Origin of the sequence: Cupriavidus necator, from assembly GCF_016127575.1 — a bacterium.
Lineage (GTDB): Bacteria > Pseudomonadota > Gammaproteobacteria > Burkholderiales > Burkholderiaceae > Cupriavidus > Cupriavidus necator_D.
Genome location: NZ_CP066019.1, coordinates 2,488,242 through 2,505,443, shown reverse-complemented (window position 1 = coordinate 2,505,443; position 17,202 = coordinate 2,488,242). Strand labels below are relative to the sequence as shown.

Below are 17,202 nucleotides of genomic sequence, written 5' to 3'. Positions count from 1 at the left end.
TGTCCCTTTACATGCCGAACCGTTGCGCGCGCACGGTGAAGAAGATGCCGCTGGGGCTGTCGGCGGGCAGCGTGGCAATTCGCGCCAGGCTGGCGGTGTCGTAGATCTCGACACGGTTGTCGTCGCGGCAGGACAGCCACAGGGACTCGCCCTTGGGCGTGAACTCCATGTGCAGCACGCCGCGGCAGGGATGCAGCGTGCGCACCACCTGGCGCGTGGCGGTGTCGATCACCTGCACCGTGTCGTTGTGGGGGAAGGCGAAGTTGACCCAGACCTGGCGCCCGTCGGGGCGTGCCATCACAAAGACCGGCTGGCCGGCCAGCGCCACGCGCGCGGCCTGCTGCCAGCCGTTGGCGGGATCGGCCACCAGCACCTCATGACGGCCGATCGCCGGCAGCCAGGCCAAGCCCTGGGCCATGGCCCAGCCGCGCAGGTGCGGCATCTTGTAGACCGGCAGCGGCGCGCTGCCGCGGCCGTAGCCGGACAGCACGCGGCGCGACTGCAGCGGCGCCTGCCACAGGTCGACCAGCGCCAGGCCGTCCTCACCGAACAGGCCGGCCAGGTACCAGCGGCCATCGGGCGTGACCAGTCCGTCGTACGGCTCGCGGCCGGCGGGCAGGCGTGTCACCTGCGGCTGACGCGGATCGCCGGCATCGATGATCCAGATTTCGCCGGATTCGAACAGGCTGGCGGCAAAGCGGCGGCCGGGCAGGTCGGCCAGGCCCACCACCTTGGAGCGGCGGCCGTCATTGCCGATGGCCGGCAGGTCAGCCAGCGGCTCAAGCGTCTGGGCATCGAACAGGCGGATGCCGCCGGGCGCGTAGTTCTGCGTGGCCACCACGCGGCCGTCCTGCGAGATCGCGCCGCCGATGCTGTTGCCCGCCTGCAGCACGCGGTGGGTGATGCGGGCGCTGAGCAGGTCCACGCGCGTCAGGCCGCCGTCGCGGCCGAAGACATAGGCGTAGCGTGTGTTGCGCGAGAACACCACGCTGGCATGGGACAAATCACCGAGTCCTTCCACGGTTGCCAGCCGGGTCATGCCGGTGGTCTCGACGATCTGCAGCCGTCCGGCGGCGCGCTCCACCACCACGCCCAGGTCGCCGGTGCCGCGCGCGGCGCTGGCACAACCGGCCACCAGCGCGGCGGCAACGGTGGCGCACAAGGCCGCGGCCAGGCCGCGGATCAGTTGCCTTGCGGCGAGGCGGCCGGTGGCTTGCCGGCCTGCAGTCGATCGATCAGCCATTGGGCTTCATCCTGCGTCATGAAGGGTTGCCAGGGCGGCATCGCGGTGCCGGGGCGGCCGTACAGCACGGTGGCGACCAGGCCCTCGGGCGGCTTGCCGGACAGTGCCTCGCGCGTCAGCGGCGGGCCCAGCCCGCCGCCAAGCGTCATGCCGTGGCAGGCGCCGCAGTCATCGCGCAGCCAGTGCGCAAGCTGCGCCTGCCGGGCAGCGGTGGGCTGGGCCGCCGCGCCGGGCGCTGCGCCCAGCAAGGCCGCTGCCAGCCCCGCCAGCGCAGCGCGCCGCCAGGCGATGTGATTACGCATGGTGGCGCCGGCTCAGTACACGTCGTGCTGCGTGTTATAGGCGTTGAACTTGCCGGTCGGGGTGATCAGGCGCTTGTCCTTGATCACGGTCTTGAGCGTGCGGGTCTTGTCGTCGACCACCACCAGCGCGGACTCGCCGTCCTTGGTGCCCCAGACCGAGAACCAGACCTCGTCGCCGGCCTTGTTGTACTCGGCCTGCACCACGCGCCTGGCGCCCGCGCCCTTCAGGCCGGCCCAGTCGGCGATCGGCAGCACCTTGTAGCCGGCTTCCAGGTTGCGCGTGTCGAACACCGCCACCGACTGGTTGAGCTTGGCGTCAGGGTTCAGCGGCGTGTCGACCCACAGGTTGGACGACTTCGGGTGGGTCTTGATGAAGAGTGAGCCGCCGCCCTGGCCCTTGATGGTCTGCACCACCTTCCACGCCTGCGCCGGGTGTCCGGCCGGGTCGGTGCCGATCAGGCTGATGGTCTCGTCGCCAAGGTGGCTGGTGGCCCAGACCGGGCCCAACTTCGGATGCATGAAGTTGGCGCCGCGCCCCGGATGCGGGGTCTTGCCCACGTCGATCAGCGCGGCCAGCTTGTCTTCCTTGGTGTCGACCACGGCAATCTTGTCGGACGCATTGGCGGCCACCAGGAAGTAGCGGCCGGTGGCGTCGAAGCCGCCGTCATGCAGGAACTTGGCCGAATCGATGGTGGTGGTCTTCAGGTTGGACAAGTCCGAGTAGTTGACCATCAGGATCTTGCCGGTCTCCTTGGCGTTGATCACGAACTCCGGATGGAAATGGCTGGCGACGATGGCCGCCACGCGCGGCTCGGGGTGGTATTCGTTGTCCACGGTCATGCCGCGCGTGGAGACCACCTTGAGCGGCTTGAGCGTGTCGCCTTCCATGATCACGTACTGCGGCGGCCAGTAGGAGCCGGCCACGGCGTACTTGTCTTCATAGCCCTTGTACTTGGAGGTCTCGACCGAGCGCGCCTCCATGCCGACCTTCACTTCCGCGACGATATCGGGCTTGGGCAGCCACAGGTCGATCAGGTCCAGCCGCGCGTCGCGGCCGATCACGTACAGGTAGCGCCCGGACGCCGACATGCGCGAGATATGCACCGCGTAGCCGGTCTTGACGATATTGATGATCTGCTTGCTGTCGCCGTCGATCAGCGCGACCTCGCCGGCATCGCGCAGCGTCACCGAGAAGAGGTTGTCCAGGTTGTACTGGTTCATCTTCTTTGTCGGACGCTGGGCCACCGGCAGGATGTCCTTGCGGCTTTTCTCGATATCGGCCAGCGAGTATTCGGGCGGGGTCGGCGGGTCGAGCTGGATATAGCGCGCCATCAGGTCGACTTCCGGGTCAGTAAGATCGCCCGAGGTGCCCCAGTTCGGCATGCCGGCGGGGCTGCCATACTTGATGAAGGTCTTCAGGTACTCGGTGCCGCGTGCGCGGGTGATGTCCGGCGTCAGCGACTTGCCGGTCGCGCCCTTGCGCAGCACGCCGTGACAGCCGGCGCAGCGCTCGAAGTAGATCTGCCGGGCGTGGTCGAACTCAGCGGCAGTGAGGGTGGGGATGGCGGCTTTCGGTTCCGCCTTCGGTTCTGCCTTGGTGGCTGCATGTGGCAGCCCGAGCCAGAGTGAGAGCGGCAATGCCGCGATTGCCGGGTACAGCCAGTTTTTTGCTTTCATGGGTGCCGTGGATCAGCGGTGAGGAAAGCTGTTTCGCGGTGCCCATGCCTGCGTGGCGGGCACCTGTCGTCGTGTGGAAATCATGCGGACACACTGACGACATGGAATTGACTGGCATCAAACGGTGGCGGCGGTGCGGGAACGAAGTGTGGGGTGGTGTTGATCCTTGTCGTTTGCAGCGGGGCAAGCGCGCCGCGGAGGCGACGCGCTTGCAGGGCAGGCTTCAGGTCGCGCTCAGGCGGTCGCGCGTGCGCCTGGCCACGTTCGTTGTCCACGGGAACGCGCTCCGGTATTGCTGGATGAACTGCTCGATCTCGCCGCGCTGCCGCAGCGACAGGCCGATCATGTCCAGCCCTTCGATAAACATGCGGCGGTGCCGTGCCGACAGCTCGAAGGCGTAGTCGCCGGAGGGCGTGCGCACGCGCATCGCCTCGACATCGATGCTGATGGTGTTGGCCGCGTCCGCATCCACGTCGTTCATCAACGGCCCGATCACCTCGCGTGGCAGCATCACCAGCAGCAGCCGGTTGTTCATCGCGTTCGAATAGAAGATCTCGCCGAAGCTCGGCGCAATCACGGCGCGGATGCCGAATTGCTGCAGGCCCCAGACGGCGTGCTCGCGGCTGGAGCCGCAGCCGAAGTTGGCGCCGCTCACCAGGATGCTGGCGCCGGCGTACTCGGGCCGGTTCAGCACGAAGCCAGGGCGCGGCGCGCCGCTGGCGTCGAAGCGGTGGTCGTAGAGAATGCCCTCGGCCAGCCCCGACTTGTCGATCCCGCGCAGGAACTGCTTGGGGATGATCTGGTCGGTATCGAGGTTCTCGAAGCGGATGGCGGCGCCTTTGCCGGCGATGCAGGTGGGTTCAGGCATGGGTGATCTCCAGCTTGCGGACGTCGGTGATGACGCCGGTGACGGCGGCCGCAGCGGCCATGGCCGGGCTCATCAGGTGGGTGATGGCACCGCGCCCCTGCCGGCCCTCGAAATTGCGGTTGGTGGTGGAAGCGCAGCGCACGCCGTCGGCGAGCACGTCGTCGTTCATGGCCAGGCACATCGAGCAGCCCGGTTGTCGCCATTCAAAGCCGGCGGCGGTGAGGACTTCGGCCAGGCCCTCGCGCTCGGCCTGGGCCTTGACCGCGCCCGACCCGGGCACCACCATGGCTCTGACCCCCGCGGCCACCTTGCGGCCGCGCACCACGCTGGCCACCGCGCGCAGGTCCTCGATGCGGCCGTTGGTGCAGGAGCCGATGAAGACGTGCTGGATCGGCGTGCCTGCCAGCGCGGCGCCCGGTTGCAGGTGCGTGTACGCCAGCGCGCGCTCGACCGAGCGCTGCTCGGCCTCGTCGAGCTGGTCTTCCGGGAACGGGATCTGGCCGGAAACCGGCAGTACCTGGTCCGGGCTGGTGCCCCAGGTGACGTAGGGCTCGATCTCGCTTGCGTCGAACACGAAGTCCATGTCGAACACGGCGTCCGCATCGCTTTGGAGAGTCGCCCAGTAGCTGAGCGCGGCGTCGCGCTGCGGGCCTTCGATATCCACGGCGCGGCGCAGCACATAGTCCGTGGCGACCGCGTCCGGCGCGATCAGCGCGCCGCGCGCCGCGGCCTCCACAGTCATATTGCACAGCGTGAAGCGGGCCTCGATGCTCAGGTCGCGGATCGCCGATCCGCAGTACTCCACCACATAGCCGCGTGCACCTTGCGCGCCGATCGCGCCGATGATCCTGAGGATCAGGTCCTTGGCGGTGGTCCCGGCGGGCAGCTTGCCGTCCACGCGGATGCGCATGGTCCTGGCCATCCGGTAGACCAGCGTCTGGGTGGCCAGCACATGCTCGACCTCGGAGGTGCCGATGCCGAAGCCGAGCGCGCCGAGCGCACCGTAGGTGGTGGTATGGCTGTCGCCGCAGATCACCACCATGCCCGGCCGGATCATGCCGTGCTCGGGCGCGATCACATGCTCGATGCCCTGCAGCGTGTCGTTGGTGTCGAACAGCGGGATCGCGTGCCGCTCGCAGTTGGCACGCAGGTTGGTGGCCTGCAGCGCCGAGGCCGGATCCGCGATCACGCGGATCGCGGTGGGGTGCGTCGGGATGATATGGCTGACCACCGAGACGTTCTGTCCGGGCACCAGCACGCCGCGGTCCTGTTCATGCAGCCCGGCGAAGGCCTGCGGGCTGGTGTACTCGTTCATCAGGTGCAGGTCGCAGTACAACAGCACGTTGTCGTCGTCGAGCCTGGCCACGGTATGGGAGTCGACCAGCTTCTGGTATAGCGTCTTGGGGGTCATGGCAACTGCCTTGTCTGTCGTTATTCCGCGGTGATGCCGCGCTGCCTGATCAGGTTGGCCCACACGGGCATCTCCTTTTCCAGGCGCTGGCGCGCGGCCTCGGGCGTGGTCGGGGTGGGCTCGAAGCCTTCCTTGAGCATGCGCTCACGGGTTGCCTGCGCGGCCAGCGCGGTGTTCAGCGCCGCGTTCAGCTTGTCGATCACGGGCCTGGGCGTGCCGGCCGGGGCAAACACCATGAACCAGGTCTCGAAGGCATAGCCGGGCAGGCCCGCCTCGGCCGCGGTCGGCACATTGGGCAACTGCGGCGCGCGCTTGCTGCCGGTGACGGCGAGCGCCTTGAGCTTGCCGCCCTGCACATGCTGCTGCGCGGCCGAGATCACCGGGAAGCTCATGTCGACCTGGCCCGCGATGGTGTCGACCAGGGCCGGGCCGCCGCCGCGGTACGGCACGTGGACGATGGAGACGTTGGCCACCGACTTGAACAGCTCGGCCGACATATGGAAGGTGCTGCCGTTGCCCGCGGACCCGTAGGTCAGCTTGCCCGGCGTGGCCCTGGCAGCGGCGATCAGTTCCTGCAGGTTCCTGGCGGGCACGTTGTTGTTGACCACCAGCACGTGCTGCGAACTGGCGACCATGCCGATCGGGGCCAGGTCCTTCAGCGTGTCATACGGCATGCGCGGGAACAGACCCGGGTTGATGGCCAGGGACACCGTCTGCAGGCCGATGGTGTAGCCGTCGGCGGCGGCCTTGGCCACGGCATCGACGCCGATATTGCCGCCGGCGCCGGCACGGTTCTCGACCACGATGGTGCCGCCCAGGCTCTTCGACCAGGCATCCGAGACCAGGCGGGCGGCGATGTCGGCACTGCCGCCCGGGGCGTACGGCACGACCAGACGCACCGGGCGCTGGGGATAGGACTGCGCCGCGGCCGTGCCGATCGACGCGGCACACAGCAGCAAGGCCGTGAGGTGGGCAACTTTCATGGGTGTCTCCTGGTTTAGGAATCGTTATGGAAACCATCGTATCATTCACCTATGGGCACATAATTTAAACTCAGTTACTTCTTTGTTTCCTGGTATTCACCAATGGATAACCTCTCGGACGTCGCGTTCTTTGCGTGCATCAACAAGCAGGGCAGCCTGACCGGCGCCGCGCAGGAGCTTGGCGTGACGCCGCCCGCCGTCAGCAAGCGGCTGGCGGGGCTGGAGGCACGGCTGCGCGTCCGGTTGCTGCACCGGACCACGCGCCGCATCAGCCTGACGCCGGAAGGGGAGAGCTATCTGGTGGAGGGAGCGCGGATCCTCGCGGAGATGGAGGCGCTGGAGCGATCGATCGCGGGCACCGGCAGCACCCCGCACGGCTTGCTGAAGATCGGCGCCACGCTCGGCTTCGGACGGCGGCATATCGCGCCGGCGCTGTCGGGGTTCTCGCGCCGCTGTCCGAATATCGAGGTCCAGCTCTACCTGACCGACCGGCCCCTGAACCTGGTCGAGCAGGGCCTGGACGCCATGATCCACTTTGGCGAGATGCCGGACGTGCGCCTGACGGCGCGCCTGCTGGCCAACAACCGCCGCCTGCTCTGTGCCGCGCCGTCCTACCTGGAAGCGCGGGGCGAGCCATCGAGCCCGCGCGAGCTGGCGCGGCACAACTGCATCTTCATCCGCGAAGCCGACGAGACCTTCGGCACCTGGCACCTGCGCCATGGCGCGCAGCAGGAGACCATCAAGGTCCGCGGCACCATGAGCACCAATGACGGGGAATCGGCGCTGGCCTGGGCGCTCGATGGCCAGGGCCTGATCGTGCGCTCCGAGTGGGATGTTGCGGAGCCCCTGCGCAGCGGCGCCCTGCGCCGGGTGCTGCCCCAATGGCAGTTCGCGCCCGCGGATATCCACCTGGTGTTCCCGGCGCGCAACCATCGCCCGGACAAGGTGCGGGCGCTGGTGGACTTCCTGCTGGAACACTTTGCCAGCCACCGTGCCTCCGGCGCGGGCAGCTCGGACAGCAGCTGGTAGCCATCTGGCGGCGATCCTGCGCGGCACCGGAGCCGCGCCACCCGATACTGGGGGGCGATTCCGGCGCCGCTAGCGTCCATCATGACCGGCAATACCAGAAGCCCGACGGAAACACGCATGGAAACAGCCCCCACGCCCCAACCCGGACGCACGCTGCGTCACACCCGCCAGATCGAATGCCGCGGCTATCTGCGCGACGATGGCCTCTATGACATCGAGGCCGATATGGATGATATTTCCGCCGACGCCACCGAACTGCCCTTTGTCAGCGTGCCCGACGGGGGCTTCATTCACCAGATGCGCCTGTGCATGACGATCGGCGCGGACCTGGTGATCCGGCGCTTCGAGGCCCGCACCGAGACCGGACCGACGCCATACTGCGCGGAGATCAACGCCGCCTATCGGCAGCTCGAGGGCCTGCGCATCGGCGGCGGCTTCCGGCAGCAGGCCAGGGCGCGCCTGGGGGGCGCCAAGGGCTGTACCCACCTGACCGAGCTGCTGGGGCCGCTGGCCACCACCGCGATGCAGACCATCATGTCGGTCCAGCGCGAACAGTCGCCGTGGCATGCCAAGCTGGCGGGAGACGAGCCCGTACCCCGGCCCTGGATACTGGACACCTGCCACGCCTACCGCAACGACGGCGAGGCCGTGAACGTCATCTGGCCGTTGCACCGTCGCGCGAGCGACTGAACGCGGCGGCCGCGCTCGCCGCCCCCGCCTCGTCCTTCATGGCGAGGATGAAGCCCCCCACCTGTGCAATGTCGTCAAGGGCCATGCAAGGCAGTACCGAGTCCATGCGCGCGTCGGTGGCCAGCGCGACGATCGAAGGGTCGCCCGGGTAGTAGGGCGCGCGCCCGTGCGCCGGCCGGTAGACCTCGATGCGCGGAATCGCCTCGCGCCGGAAGCCTTCCACCAGCGTGATATCGGCCGGCCGCAGGCGCGCCACCTGCTCGGCCAGCGTCGGCTCGGCCTCGTCGGCCAGTTCGCGCACGATGGCGAAGCGATAGGGCGATGCCACCATCACCTCGGCCGCGCCGGCGCCGCGAAAGCGCGCGCTGTCCTTGCCCGGCGGCTCCAGTTCGAGCGGATGATGGCTGTGCTTGATCACGTTGACGGTCAGGCCCTGTGCGCGGAACCACGGCAGCAGTGCCGTGATCAGCGTGGTCTTGCCGCTGCCGGAGGTGCCGGTAATGCCAAGGATGAAGGGATGCATGGGGTCAGGGTTCGCAGGGTTCGCGGAGTTCAGTTTGGGCGGGCAGCGGGCACACCAGCGGCAGGAAGCTGTCGGCACGCTGCGAATAGGCCAGCAGCGCGCCGGCCTGCAGGTCGAAATACCAGCCGTGCAGCGTCAGCGTGCCGGCCTCCAGTGCGCGCCGCACGAACGGGAAAGTCTGCAGGTTGCGCAGCGACACCAGGATCGCCGCCTGTTCGCAGGCGCGCTGGCGCTCGGCGGCGCTGGCCGCGGCCAGGGCTTCCTCCACCTGTCTGCGCGCCGGTGCCGCGATGCGCACCCAGGCGCCGATGTAGTCGGGGTCTTCGCTTTCGTCGGGCGCATGGTCGCCGGCGTCGGCCGGCTGCGCCAGCAAGGCGCGGATGCCGCCGCAGCCGCCGTGGCCCATCACGATGATGCGGGCCACGCGCAGCTGCTGCACGGCAAACTGGATCGCCGCGCATACGCCGTGCAGGCTGCCTTCATGGCGGCCGGTGCACGGTGGCACCAGGTTGCCGATATTGCGCACGGTAAAGAGCTCGCCCGGATCGCAGCCCAGCAGCAGGCCAGGATCGACGCGTGAATCGCTGCAGCCGATCAGCAGCGTGGGCGGGCGCTGGCCGGTGCGCAGCGTGTCGAACAGCCCGGGCTCGTCGTCGAAATAGCGTTGCTGGAAGCGTTCGAAACCTTTGAGCAGTTGTTCGATGTGATGCATGGCGGCATCCAGGCGCTACTGCACCAGCGGGCTGTCGGCGCCCTCCAGCTCGATGCCTTCGATGCGCGCGCGCCCGATCAGCAGGCTGGCGTACTGCTTCCAGGCTCGGTCGCGCGCGGCACTGGCCAGGGCGCGGGCAATGTCGCCGCGCACCGCATCGAAGGGCAGGCGCGTGCCGGGGCAGCGTTCCAGCACGCGCACGATATGCAGGCCATAACGGGTTTCAAGCAAATGCGGCAGCACGCCGTCCTGCTGCGCCGCGAACAGCGCGCGCTCGAATTCCGGCGCGGTCTCGCCGCGGAACACGCGGCCAAGGCGGCCGCCGTTGGCGCCGCTCGGGCAGTTGGACAGCGCGCGGGCGTGCTCGGGAAAGGTGGAAGGATCGCCGCGCACCAGTGCCAGCGTCTGCGCGGCGATCTCGCGCAGCGCGTCCAGCGGCACGCGCGGCGTGACCTGGAACAGGATATGGTCGGCCTCGACCCATTCGCCGTCGCGAAAGCGCTCGGGGCGGCTGTCGTAGTGGCGGCGGCAGCTGGCTTCGTCGGGCTCGGGGATGCCGGCCTCGCGTTCCAGCAGGGCCAGCGCCAGGGCGTCGTCGTCCAGTCCTTCGGCGGCAAGGCCGATGCGGTCGGCTTCGGTGCGCACCAGTTGGCGCAGGATGGCCGAGATGGTGGCCAGCCGCGCCGGGTTGGCGGCATCGTGATGGTGGTCCAGCTCGCGTTCGATATCGGCGTCGCGCAGTTCCACGCCGTTGACGGTGACAGGCATGCTGTTTCTCCTTGTCGGGTGGCGGCGCTCAGCGGCTGCGCACCAGTTGCCAGGCGCGGCCGAGATAGCCGACCGAGGCGAAGCCGCTCCACACATGCACCAGCCGCGTGAACGGGAAGATCGCGAACAGCGTGATGCCCATGAACAGGTGCGCCTTGAACAGCAGCGGCGCATCGGCGATATAGCTGGCGGCGTCGCCGCGCAGCGTGACGAGGTGCTGGGCCCAGGTCATCAGTTGCACCATCATGTGGCCGTCCATGTGGCTGGCGGATTCGAAGATCGTGGACAGGCCCAGCAGCAGCGTCACCAGCAGCCACAGCAGCAGCACCTTGTCGCCGGTGCGGGTCACGGCCGACACGCGGGCGTTGGTCAGGCGGCGGTGCAGCAGGATCAGCAGTCCGGCCAGGCACATGGTGCCCATCACGCCGCCCGCGGCCATTGCCACGGCCTGCTTGAAGCCGTGCGAGACACCCAGCGCATTCCACACTGCCACCGGCGTCAGCAGGCCGACCAGGTGGCCGAAGAACAGGCCGAGGATGCCGACGTGGAACAGGATGTTGCCGGTGCGCAGGTTGCCGCGGTACAGCACCTGCGAGCTGTCGGTCTTCCAGGTGTATTGCTCGCGCTCGAAGCGGGCCAGGCTGCCGAACAGGAAGATGGCGGCAGCGATGTACGGATAGATGCCATAGAGGAATTGGTGGAGGGTTGCCATGGTGTTTGCTCTGTAGCTGCCTTTGAGGCAGGTTCGGTCGTCTCAATTGCCAACTGTGTTCCCCTCTCCCGCAAGCGGGAGAGGGGAGAACACCGCGGGTCCGCGTGAGGAGTCAGCAGGCAGCCGGCATAGGCGCCCTGACACGCGGATCGCGCGGATAGAACTTCACCGCCTGCGGCCCGCCTTGCGGCGCCAGCAACGGCTCCACGCCATCAGCCCCCGGCCCGAAGGTCTCCAGCGCTTCATCCATATCCCGCACCGGCGGCTCCTGCTGCGGTTGCGGCTGCACGTCGGTCAGCGTGCGCAGCACCGCGAACACGCCGGCGTACGGGCTTTCGTTGCGCGCCAGGCGCTCGCCGATCGCGGCCAGCACGTGGATCGCGTCGCCCAGCAATTGCTCGGCGCGCGCTTCCTTGCCGTCGGCCACCAGCGCGCCGAGGAACTCCAGGAACAGCGGCACGTAGTCGGGCAGCTCGGACGCGGCGGGTTCAAAGCCTTCGCGCCGGTATTCGTCGATCAGGTCGACCATGGCCTGGCCGCGGTCGCGGCTTTCGCCGTGCACGTGCTCGAACAGGTGCAGCGAGTGCGCCGGGTTGCGGTCGAAGGTGGCGACGTAGTTCTCCTGCAGCGCGATCAGCGACTCGCCGCGCAGCAGCCCGGTCACGGGGGCCAGCAGCTCGCACGCCTGCGGCCATTCGGCCAGCGCGGCATCGATCTCGGGCAGGGCGTCGAGCAGTTCCTGCTCGGGATAGCCGAGCAGGGCGCTGAGGATGGGATAGAGGGGCATGTTGTTCTCCGTGCGGTTCGTGGCAGGCATCAGCTCATCACTGCCTTCTTGCGCGACTTGGGCATGTCGGCGAAGTGGACGCTGCCCTGTGGCTTCTTGCCGAACAGCGAGCCGTCCGAGGCGCCGCCCGAGCAGCCGTTGCCGAAGGTGAAGCCGCAGCTGGCCTTGTCGTTGAAGCTGTCCTCGACCATCTCCTTGTGCGAGGACGGGATCACGAAGCGGTCCTCGTAGTTGGCGATGGCCATGGTCTGGTACATGTCCTCGACCTGCGCGGGCGTCAGGCCCACCTGCTCCAGCACGCCCAGGTCCTGCACGCCGTCCACCACCTGCGAGCGCTTGTAGGCGCGCATCGCCAGCATGCGGTCCAGCGCGGACAGTACCGGCATCACGTCGCCCGCGGTCAGCAGGTTGGCCAGGTACTTCACCGGGATGCGCAGGCTCTTCACGTCCGGGATCACGCCGTTCATGCCCATGTGGCCGGCCTCGGCCGCGGACTGGATCGGCGACAGCGGCGGGACATACCAGACCATCGGCAGGGTGCGGTACTCCGGGTGCAGCGGGAAGGCGATCTTCCACTCGCATGCCATCTTGTAGACCGGCGACTTGCGCGCGGCATCGAGCCAGGTTTGCGGGATGCCCTGGCGCAGCGCCTCGGCCTGCACCGCCGGGTCGTGCGGATCGAGGAAGACGTCGAGCTGCGACTGGTACAGGTCGCGCTCATCGGCCACCGACGCCGCCTGCTCGATGCGGTCGGCGTCGTACAGCATCACGCCGAGGTAGCGGATGCGGCCGACGCAGGTCTCGGAGCAGACCGTGGGCTGGCCGGCCTCGATGCGCGGATAGCAGAACAGGCACTTCTCGGCCTTGCCGCTCTGCCAGTTGAAGTAGATCTTCTTGTACGGGCAGCCCGAGATGCACATGCGCCAGCCGCGGCACTTGTCCTGGTCGACCAGCACGATGCCGTCGTCCTCGCGCTTGTAGATCGAGCCCGACGGGCACGAGGCCACGCAGGCCGGGTTCAGGCAGTGCTCGCACAGGCGCGGCAGGTACATCATGAAGGTGTTCTCGAAGGTCGAGTACATCTCCTTCTGCACGTCGTCGAAGAGCTTGTCGCGACCGCGCGAGCTGAACTCGCCGCCGAGGTCGTCTTCCCAGTTCGGGCCCCACTCGATCTTCTCCATCTTGCGGCCCGTCAGCACCGAGACCGGGCGCGCGGTGGGCGGGGTCTGCACCAGCGGCGCCTTCTGCAGGTGCTCGTAGTCGTAGGTGAAGGGCTCGTAGTACTCGTCGATCTGCGGCAGGTTGGGGTTGGCGAACAGGTTCGCCAGGATCTTCAGCTTGCCGCCCTGGCGCGGCTCCAGCGTGCCGTCGGCGTTGCGCTTCCAGCCACCCTGCCACTTGTCCTGGTTCTCCCATTCCTTGGGGTAGCCGATGCCGGGCTTGGTCTCGACGTTGTTGAACCACGCGTACTCGACACCGTCGCGGCTGGTCCAGACGTTCTTGCAGGTCACGGAGCAGGTATGGCAGCCGATGCACTTGTCGAGGTTCAGCACCATGGCCACCTGGGCACGGATCTTCATTGCGAGGCTCCTTCCTTAGTCTTTTCCGCGAGCGGCCCTTCCAGCCAGTCGACCCTCTTCATCTTGCGCAGGATCACGAACTCGTCGCGGTTGCTGCCCACGGTGCCGTAGTAGTTGAAGCCGTAGGCCAGCTGCGCGTAGCCGCCGATCATGTGAGTGGGCTTGGTCACGGCGCGCGTGACCGAGTTATGGATGCCGCCGCGCATGCCGCTGGTCTCGGCGCCGGGCACGTTCACGATTTTTTCCTGGGCGTGGTACATCAGACACATGCCCTTGGGCACGCGCTGCGACACCACCACGCGGGCGGTCAGCGTGCCGTTGACGTTGAACACTTCCACCCAATCGTTGTCGCGGATGCCGTTTGCCTTGGCCTCGGTTTCCGAGATCCACACGTGCGGGCCGCCGCGCGACAGCGTCAGCATGCGCAGGTTGTCCGAGTAGGTGGAGTGGATGCCCCACTTCTGGTGCGGCGTGATCCAGTTCAGCACCAGCTCCGGGTTGCCGTTGGGCTTCTTGCCCAGCATCGGCGCCACCGTCTTGGTGTCGATGGCCGGCTTGTACACGCACGCGCCTTCGCCGAAGTCCAGCATCCAGCGGTGGTCCTGCCAGAACTGCTGGCGGCCGGTCAGCGTGCGCCAGGGGATCAGCTCGTGCACGTTGGTGTAGCCGGCGTTGTAGCTGACCTCTTCCGATTCCAGGCCCGACCAGGTCGGCGCGGAGATGATCTTGCGCGGCTGCGCCTGCACGTCGCGGAAGCGGATCTTGTCGTGCTCGCGGCCTTCGGCCAGGTGGGTGTGGTCGCGGCCGGTGATCTTCGACAGCGCCTCCCATGCCTTGACGGCGACATGGCCGTTGGTCTCGGGCGCGAAGGTCAGGATCATCTCGGCGGCATCGATCGCGCTCTCCAGCCGCGGGCGGCCCTGGCTGACGCCGGGCTCCTTGACGGTGTGGCTGAGCTGGCCGATCTCCTTGACTTCATGCTGGGTGTTCCAGTTGATGCCCTTGCCGCCATTGCCGAGCTTGTCCAGCAGCGGCCCGATCGAGGTGAATTTCTTGTAGATGTCGGCGTAGTTGCGTTCGACCACGGTCATCGACGGCGCGGTCTTGCCGGGGACCAGGTCGCACTCGCCGGCCTTCCAGTCCTTCGGTTCGAACGGCTGGCCGAGTTCGCCCGGGGTGTCGTGCAGCAGCGGCGTGCACACCAGGTCCTTGCGCGTGCCGAGATAGGGCCCGGCGATCTCGCTGAATTTCTTCGCGATGGCCTTGTAGATCTCCCAGTCGGTCTTGCTTTCCCACAGCGGCTGCACGGCTTCGGACAGCGGGTGGATGAACGGGTGCATGTCGGACGTGTTGAGGTCGTCCTTCTCGTACCAGGTAGCCGTCGGCAGCACGATGTCGCCGTAAAGGCAGGTGGTGCTCATGCGGAAATCCAGCACGGTCAGCAGGTCCAGCTTGCCTTCGGCGGCCGGGCGCACGTTGACTTCGCTTGGCTTGATCGCGTCGTTCTCGTCGCCGAACACGGCGTTCTGCGTGCCCAGCAGGTACTTCAGGAAGTACTCATGCCCCTTGCCCGAGCTGCCCAGGATGTTGGAGCGCCACACGAACATATTGCGCGGGAAGTTGGCCGGGTTGTCGGGATCGTCGCAGGCGAACTGCAGCTTGCCGGACTTCAGTTGCTCGACCGTGTAGGCGACCGGGTCCTGTCCGGCGCGCTCGGCCGCATCGACCACGTCGAGCGGATTGGTGCCCAGTTGCGGGGCCGACGGCAGCCAGCCCATCCGTTCGGACTTCGCGTTCAGGTCCAGCAGCGACAGGCCGTCATAGCGCTTGCGGTCGGCAGTCGGCGACAGGATCTCGTCGACGGCCAGCTTCTCGTGGCGCCACTGGCTGGTGTGGTTGTAGAAGAACGAAGTACCGTTCATCTGGCGCGGCGGGCGCGACCAGTCCAGGCCGAAGGCGAGCGGGGCCCAGCCGAACTGCGGGCGCAGCTTTTCCTGGCCGACGTAGTGGGCCCAGCCGCCGCCGCTCTTGCCGATGCAGCCGCACATCATCAGCAGGTTGATGATGCCGCGGTAGATCATGTCGTTGTGGTACCAGTGGTTGAGCGCGGCACCAACGATGACCATGCTCTTGCCTTGCGTGCGGTCGGCGTTGTCGGCGAATTCGCGCGCAACCTGCGTCACCAGGCGGGCCGGGACGGAGGTGTGCTTTTCCTGCCAGGCGGGGGTGTAGGGCACGTCATCGTCGTACGAGGCGGCGACGTTCGGCCCGCCGAGTCCCTGATCCACGCCGTAGTTGGCCATCTGCAGGTCATACACGGTCGCCACCAGCGCAGTGCTGCCATCGGCCAGCGTCAGCCGGCGTGCCGGCACGCGGCGGCGCAGCAGTTCATCGTGTTCGCCGCCGAAGTAGGGGAAGCCCACTTCCACCACCTCGTCTTCCTTGCCGAGCAGCGACAGGCGCGGCTCGACCGGGCGGCCGCTGCCGCCGTCCTTCATCTCCAGGTTCCAGCGGCCGATCTTCTCGCCGCCGTTGTGGGCGCCTTCGCCCCAGCGGAAGCCGATCGAGCCGTTGGGCGCGACGATCTCGCCGGTGGCGTCGTCGACCAGCAGGGTCTTCCACTCGGGATGGTTGGCTTCGCCGAGGTTATCGGCCAGGTGCGAGGCGCGCAGGAAGTGGTCGGGCACCAGCGTGCCCTGGTTGTCACGCAGCAGCACCAGCATCGGCATGTCGGTGTACTGCTTCACGTAATCGCGGAAGTAGGCGGACTTGCCGCTGGCGTGGAATTCCTTCAGCACGACGTGGCCCATGGCCATCGCCAGTGCGGCGTCGGTGCCTTGCTTCGGCGCCAGCCAGATGTCGCCGAACTTGACCATCTCGCCGAAGTCGGATGACACCGCCACGGTCTTGGTGCCCTTGTAGCGGACCTCGGTGTAGAAGTGCGCGTCGGGCGTGCGGGTCTGCGGCACGTTCGAGCCCCACACCATCAGGTAGGTGGAGTTGTACCAGTCGGCCGATTCCGGCACGTCGGTCTGCTCCCCCCACACTTGCGGGCTGGCCGGCGGCAGGTCGCAGTACCAGTCGTAGAACGACAGGCAGGCGCCGCCGAGCAGGCTCAGGTAGCGTGCGCCGGCGGCATACGACACCATCGACATGGCCGGGATCGGCGAGAAGCCGATCACGCGGTCCGGGCCGAATTTCTTCACGGTAAAGGCGTTGGCCGCGGCGATGATCTCGGTGGCGGTGTTCCAGTCGGCGCGCACGAAGCCGCCCTGGCCGCGCACGCTCTTGTAGCGCGCGGCCTTCTTCGGATCCTGGCTGATCGATTCCCACGCGGCGATCGGGTCCATGGTCTTGCGGGCCTCGCGCCACATCTCCATCAGGCGGCCGCGGATCATCGGGTACTTGACGCGCTGCGCGGAGTAGACGTACCAGCTGTACGAGGCCCCGCGCGGGCAGCCGCGCGGCTCATGGTTGGGCAGGTCCGGGCGCGTGCGCGGGTAGTCGGTCTGCTGGGTTTCCCACGTGATCAGGCCATTCTTCACGTAGACCTTCCACGAGCAGGAGCCGGTGCAGTTCACGCCGTGGGTCGAGCGCACGATCTTGTCGTGCTGCCAGCGGCTGCGATAGCCGTCTTCCCACTTGCGGTCTTCGTTCACCACCGCGCCGTGGCCATCCGCATAGGTGGACTTGACGCGCGACATGAACTTCAGTCGATCCAGGAAATGACTCATTGCTTTGTTCTCCGCGAGTGCTTTGCTGCGGGCGCTCCGGTGGTTTCAGGAGCTTTGCAGGGACACTCTCAGCTTATGGGGGAGGCGGGCGGCAGCCAATTCGCTGGTGGAACAGCCGCCGCATGGCGATCGGGCTAGGCGCCGGGCACGGGACTAGTTCGGAAGAACTAGCCCGGCCGGCGG

15 protein-coding genes are annotated in these 17,202 nt (G+C 67.6%); 2 read left to right on the top strand and 13 right to left on the bottom strand.

Annotated features, from left to right (window positions below; genetic code table 11):
- Positions 1-7: 7 nt before the first annotated feature.
- The 6 genes from I6H87_RS30245 to I6H87_RS30220 all read right to left on the bottom strand — a co-directional run bounded on the left by I6H87_RS30245 (position 8) and on the right by I6H87_RS30220 (position 6,484).
- A complete protein-coding gene (locus I6H87_RS30245; protein WP_010810857.1) occupies positions 8-1,243 on the bottom strand; it encodes a cytochrome D1 domain-containing protein in 1,236 nt (411 codons plus the stop codon).
- Complete coding sequence (locus tag I6H87_RS30240) at positions 1,183-1,545, bottom strand: c-type cytochrome (RefSeq protein WP_010810858.1); 363 nt, start codon at positions 1,543-1,545, stop codon at positions 1,183-1,185. The genes I6H87_RS30245 and I6H87_RS30240 overlap by 61 nt, the downstream gene beginning before the upstream one ends.
- 12 nt (positions 1,546-1,557) lie before the next feature.
- Positions 1,558-3,222 carry a nitrite reductase gene (locus tag I6H87_RS30235; protein WP_011617753.1) on the bottom strand — a complete coding sequence of 555 codons (1,665 nt, stop codon included), beginning with the start codon at positions 3,220-3,222 and terminating at the stop codon, positions 1,558-1,560.
- 223 nt (positions 3,223-3,445) lie between these two features.
- Positions 3,446-4,090, bottom strand: coding sequence for a 3-isopropylmalate dehydratase small subunit (gene leuD / locus I6H87_RS30230; protein WP_010810860.1), 645 nt, complete (start codon positions 4,088-4,090; stop codon positions 3,446-3,448).
- A complete protein-coding gene (leuC, locus tag I6H87_RS30225; protein ID WP_010810861.1) occupies positions 4,083-5,501 on the bottom strand; it encodes a 3-isopropylmalate dehydratase large subunit in 1,419 nt (472 codons plus the stop codon). Before leuC ends, leuD begins: the two co-directional genes overlap by 8 nt.
- Positions 5,502-5,521: 20 nt before the next feature.
- A complete protein-coding gene (locus tag I6H87_RS30220; RefSeq protein WP_011617752.1) occupies positions 5,522-6,484 on the bottom strand; it encodes a tripartite tricarboxylate transporter substrate binding protein in 963 nt (320 codons plus the stop codon).
- A 102-nt stretch (positions 6,485-6,586) separates the two neighbouring features.
- Here I6H87_RS30220 and I6H87_RS30215 point away from each other — a divergent pair, with 102 nt between their 5' ends.
- Together I6H87_RS30215 and I6H87_RS30210 are read left to right on the top strand one after the other, a co-directional pair.
- Positions 6,587-7,513 (top strand): LysR family transcriptional regulator, encoded by a 927-nt coding sequence (locus I6H87_RS30215; RefSeq protein WP_010810863.1) that lies wholly within the window; start codon positions 6,587-6,589, stop codon positions 7,511-7,513.
- Positions 7,514-7,630: 117 nt separating this feature from the next.
- The gene (locus I6H87_RS30210) at positions 7,631-8,203 is read left to right on the top strand and encodes a DUF2889 domain-containing protein (protein WP_011617751.1); all 573 of its coding nucleotides are present in this window, start codon (positions 7,631-7,633) and stop codon (positions 8,201-8,203) included.
- On the opposite strand, the gene mobB is transcribed toward I6H87_RS30210, so the two are convergent.
- The 7 genes from mobB to I6H87_RS30175 all read right to left on the bottom strand — a co-directional run bounded on the left by mobB (position 8,169) and on the right by I6H87_RS30175 (position 17,019).
- A complete protein-coding gene (gene mobB / locus I6H87_RS30205; RefSeq protein ID WP_011617750.1) occupies positions 8,169-8,726 on the bottom strand; it encodes a molybdopterin-guanine dinucleotide biosynthesis protein B in 558 nt (185 codons plus the stop codon). The genes I6H87_RS30210 and mobB overlap by 35 nt on opposite strands.
- Positions 8,727-8,730: 4 nt before the next feature.
- Positions 8,731-9,438 carry a carbonic anhydrase gene (locus I6H87_RS30200; protein ID WP_010810866.1) on the bottom strand — a complete coding sequence of 236 codons (708 nt, stop codon included), beginning with the start codon at positions 9,436-9,438 and terminating at the stop codon, positions 8,731-8,733.
- Between the two features lie 15 nt (positions 9,439-9,453).
- Positions 9,454-10,206, bottom strand: a complete 753-nt coding sequence (locus I6H87_RS30195; protein WP_010810867.1) for a peptidylprolyl isomerase — start codon at positions 10,204-10,206, stop codon at positions 9,454-9,456.
- Positions 10,207-10,234: 28 nt separating this feature from the next.
- Positions 10,235-10,918 carry a respiratory nitrate reductase subunit gamma gene (narI, locus tag I6H87_RS30190; protein ID WP_011617749.1) on the bottom strand — a complete coding sequence of 228 codons (684 nt, stop codon included), beginning with the start codon at positions 10,916-10,918 and terminating at the stop codon, positions 10,235-10,237.
- Between the two features lie 112 nt (positions 10,919-11,030).
- Positions 11,031-11,705 carry a nitrate reductase molybdenum cofactor assembly chaperone gene (gene narJ, locus I6H87_RS30185; RefSeq protein ID WP_041688550.1) on the bottom strand — a complete coding sequence of 225 codons (675 nt, stop codon included), beginning with the start codon at positions 11,703-11,705 and terminating at the stop codon, positions 11,031-11,033.
- A gap of 29 nt (positions 11,706-11,734) precedes the next feature.
- On the bottom strand, positions 11,735-13,285 hold the full coding sequence (gene narH / locus I6H87_RS30180; protein ID WP_010810870.1) for a nitrate reductase subunit beta: 1,551 nt from the start codon (positions 13,283-13,285) through the stop codon (positions 11,735-11,737).
- On the bottom strand, positions 13,282-17,019 hold the full coding sequence (locus tag I6H87_RS30175) for a nitrate reductase subunit alpha (protein WP_011617747.1): 3,738 nt from the start codon (positions 17,017-17,019) through the stop codon (positions 13,282-13,284). Before I6H87_RS30175 ends, narH begins: the two co-directional genes overlap by 4 nt.
- Between the last annotated feature and the right edge of the window lie 183 nt (positions 17,020-17,202).

Excerpts from the sequence above, each read along its gene's own strand:
- I6H87_RS30220 (WP_011617752.1), bottom strand. The coding sequence starts at position 6,484 with ATGAAAGTTGCCCACCTCACGGCCTTGCTGCTGTGTGCCGCGTCGATC.
- narJ (WP_041688550.1), bottom strand. The coding sequence starts at position 11,705 with ATGCCCCTCTATCCCATCCTCAGCGCCCTGCTCGGCTATCCCGAGCAG.
- I6H87_RS30235 (WP_011617753.1), bottom strand. The coding sequence starts at position 3,222 with ATGAAAGCAAAAAACTGGCTGTACCCGGCAATCGCGGCATTGCCGCTC.
- leuC (WP_010810861.1), bottom strand. The coding sequence starts at position 5,501 with ATGACCCCCAAGACGCTATACCAGAAGCTGGTCGACTCCCATACCGTG.
- narI (WP_011617749.1), bottom strand. The coding sequence starts at position 10,918 with ATGGCAACCCTCCACCAATTCCTCTATGGCATCTATCCGTACATCGCT.
- I6H87_RS30200 (WP_010810866.1), bottom strand. The coding sequence starts at position 9,438 with ATGCATCACATCGAACAACTGCTCAAAGGTTTCGAACGCTTCCAGCAA.
- I6H87_RS30245 (WP_010810857.1), bottom strand. The coding sequence starts at position 1,243 with ATGGCTGATCGATCGACTGCAGGCCGGCAAGCCACCGGCCGCCTCGCC.
- I6H87_RS30175 (WP_011617747.1), bottom strand. The coding sequence starts at position 17,019 with ATGAGTCATTTCCTGGATCGACTGAAGTTCATGTCGCGCGTCAAGTCC.
- I6H87_RS30195 (WP_010810867.1), bottom strand. The coding sequence starts at position 10,206 with ATGCCTGTCACCGTCAACGGCGTGGAACTGCGCGACGCCGATATCGAA.
- I6H87_RS30240 (WP_010810858.1), bottom strand. The coding sequence starts at position 1,545 with ATGCGTAATCACATCGCCTGGCGGCGCGCTGCGCTGGCGGGGCTGGCA.
- mobB (WP_011617750.1), bottom strand. The coding sequence starts at position 8,726 with ATGCATCCCTTCATCCTTGGCATTACCGGCACCTCCGGCAGCGGCAAG.
- I6H87_RS30215 (WP_010810863.1), top strand. The coding sequence starts at position 6,587 with ATGGATAACCTCTCGGACGTCGCGTTCTTTGCGTGCATCAACAAGCAG.
- leuD (WP_010810860.1), bottom strand. The coding sequence starts at position 4,090 with ATGCCTGAACCCACCTGCATCGCCGGCAAAGGCGCCGCCATCCGCTTC.
- I6H87_RS30210 (WP_011617751.1), top strand. The coding sequence starts at position 7,631 with ATGGAAACAGCCCCCACGCCCCAACCCGGACGCACGCTGCGTCACACC.
- narH (WP_010810870.1), bottom strand. The coding sequence starts at position 13,285 with ATGAAGATCCGTGCCCAGGTGGCCATGGTGCTGAACCTCGACAAGTGC.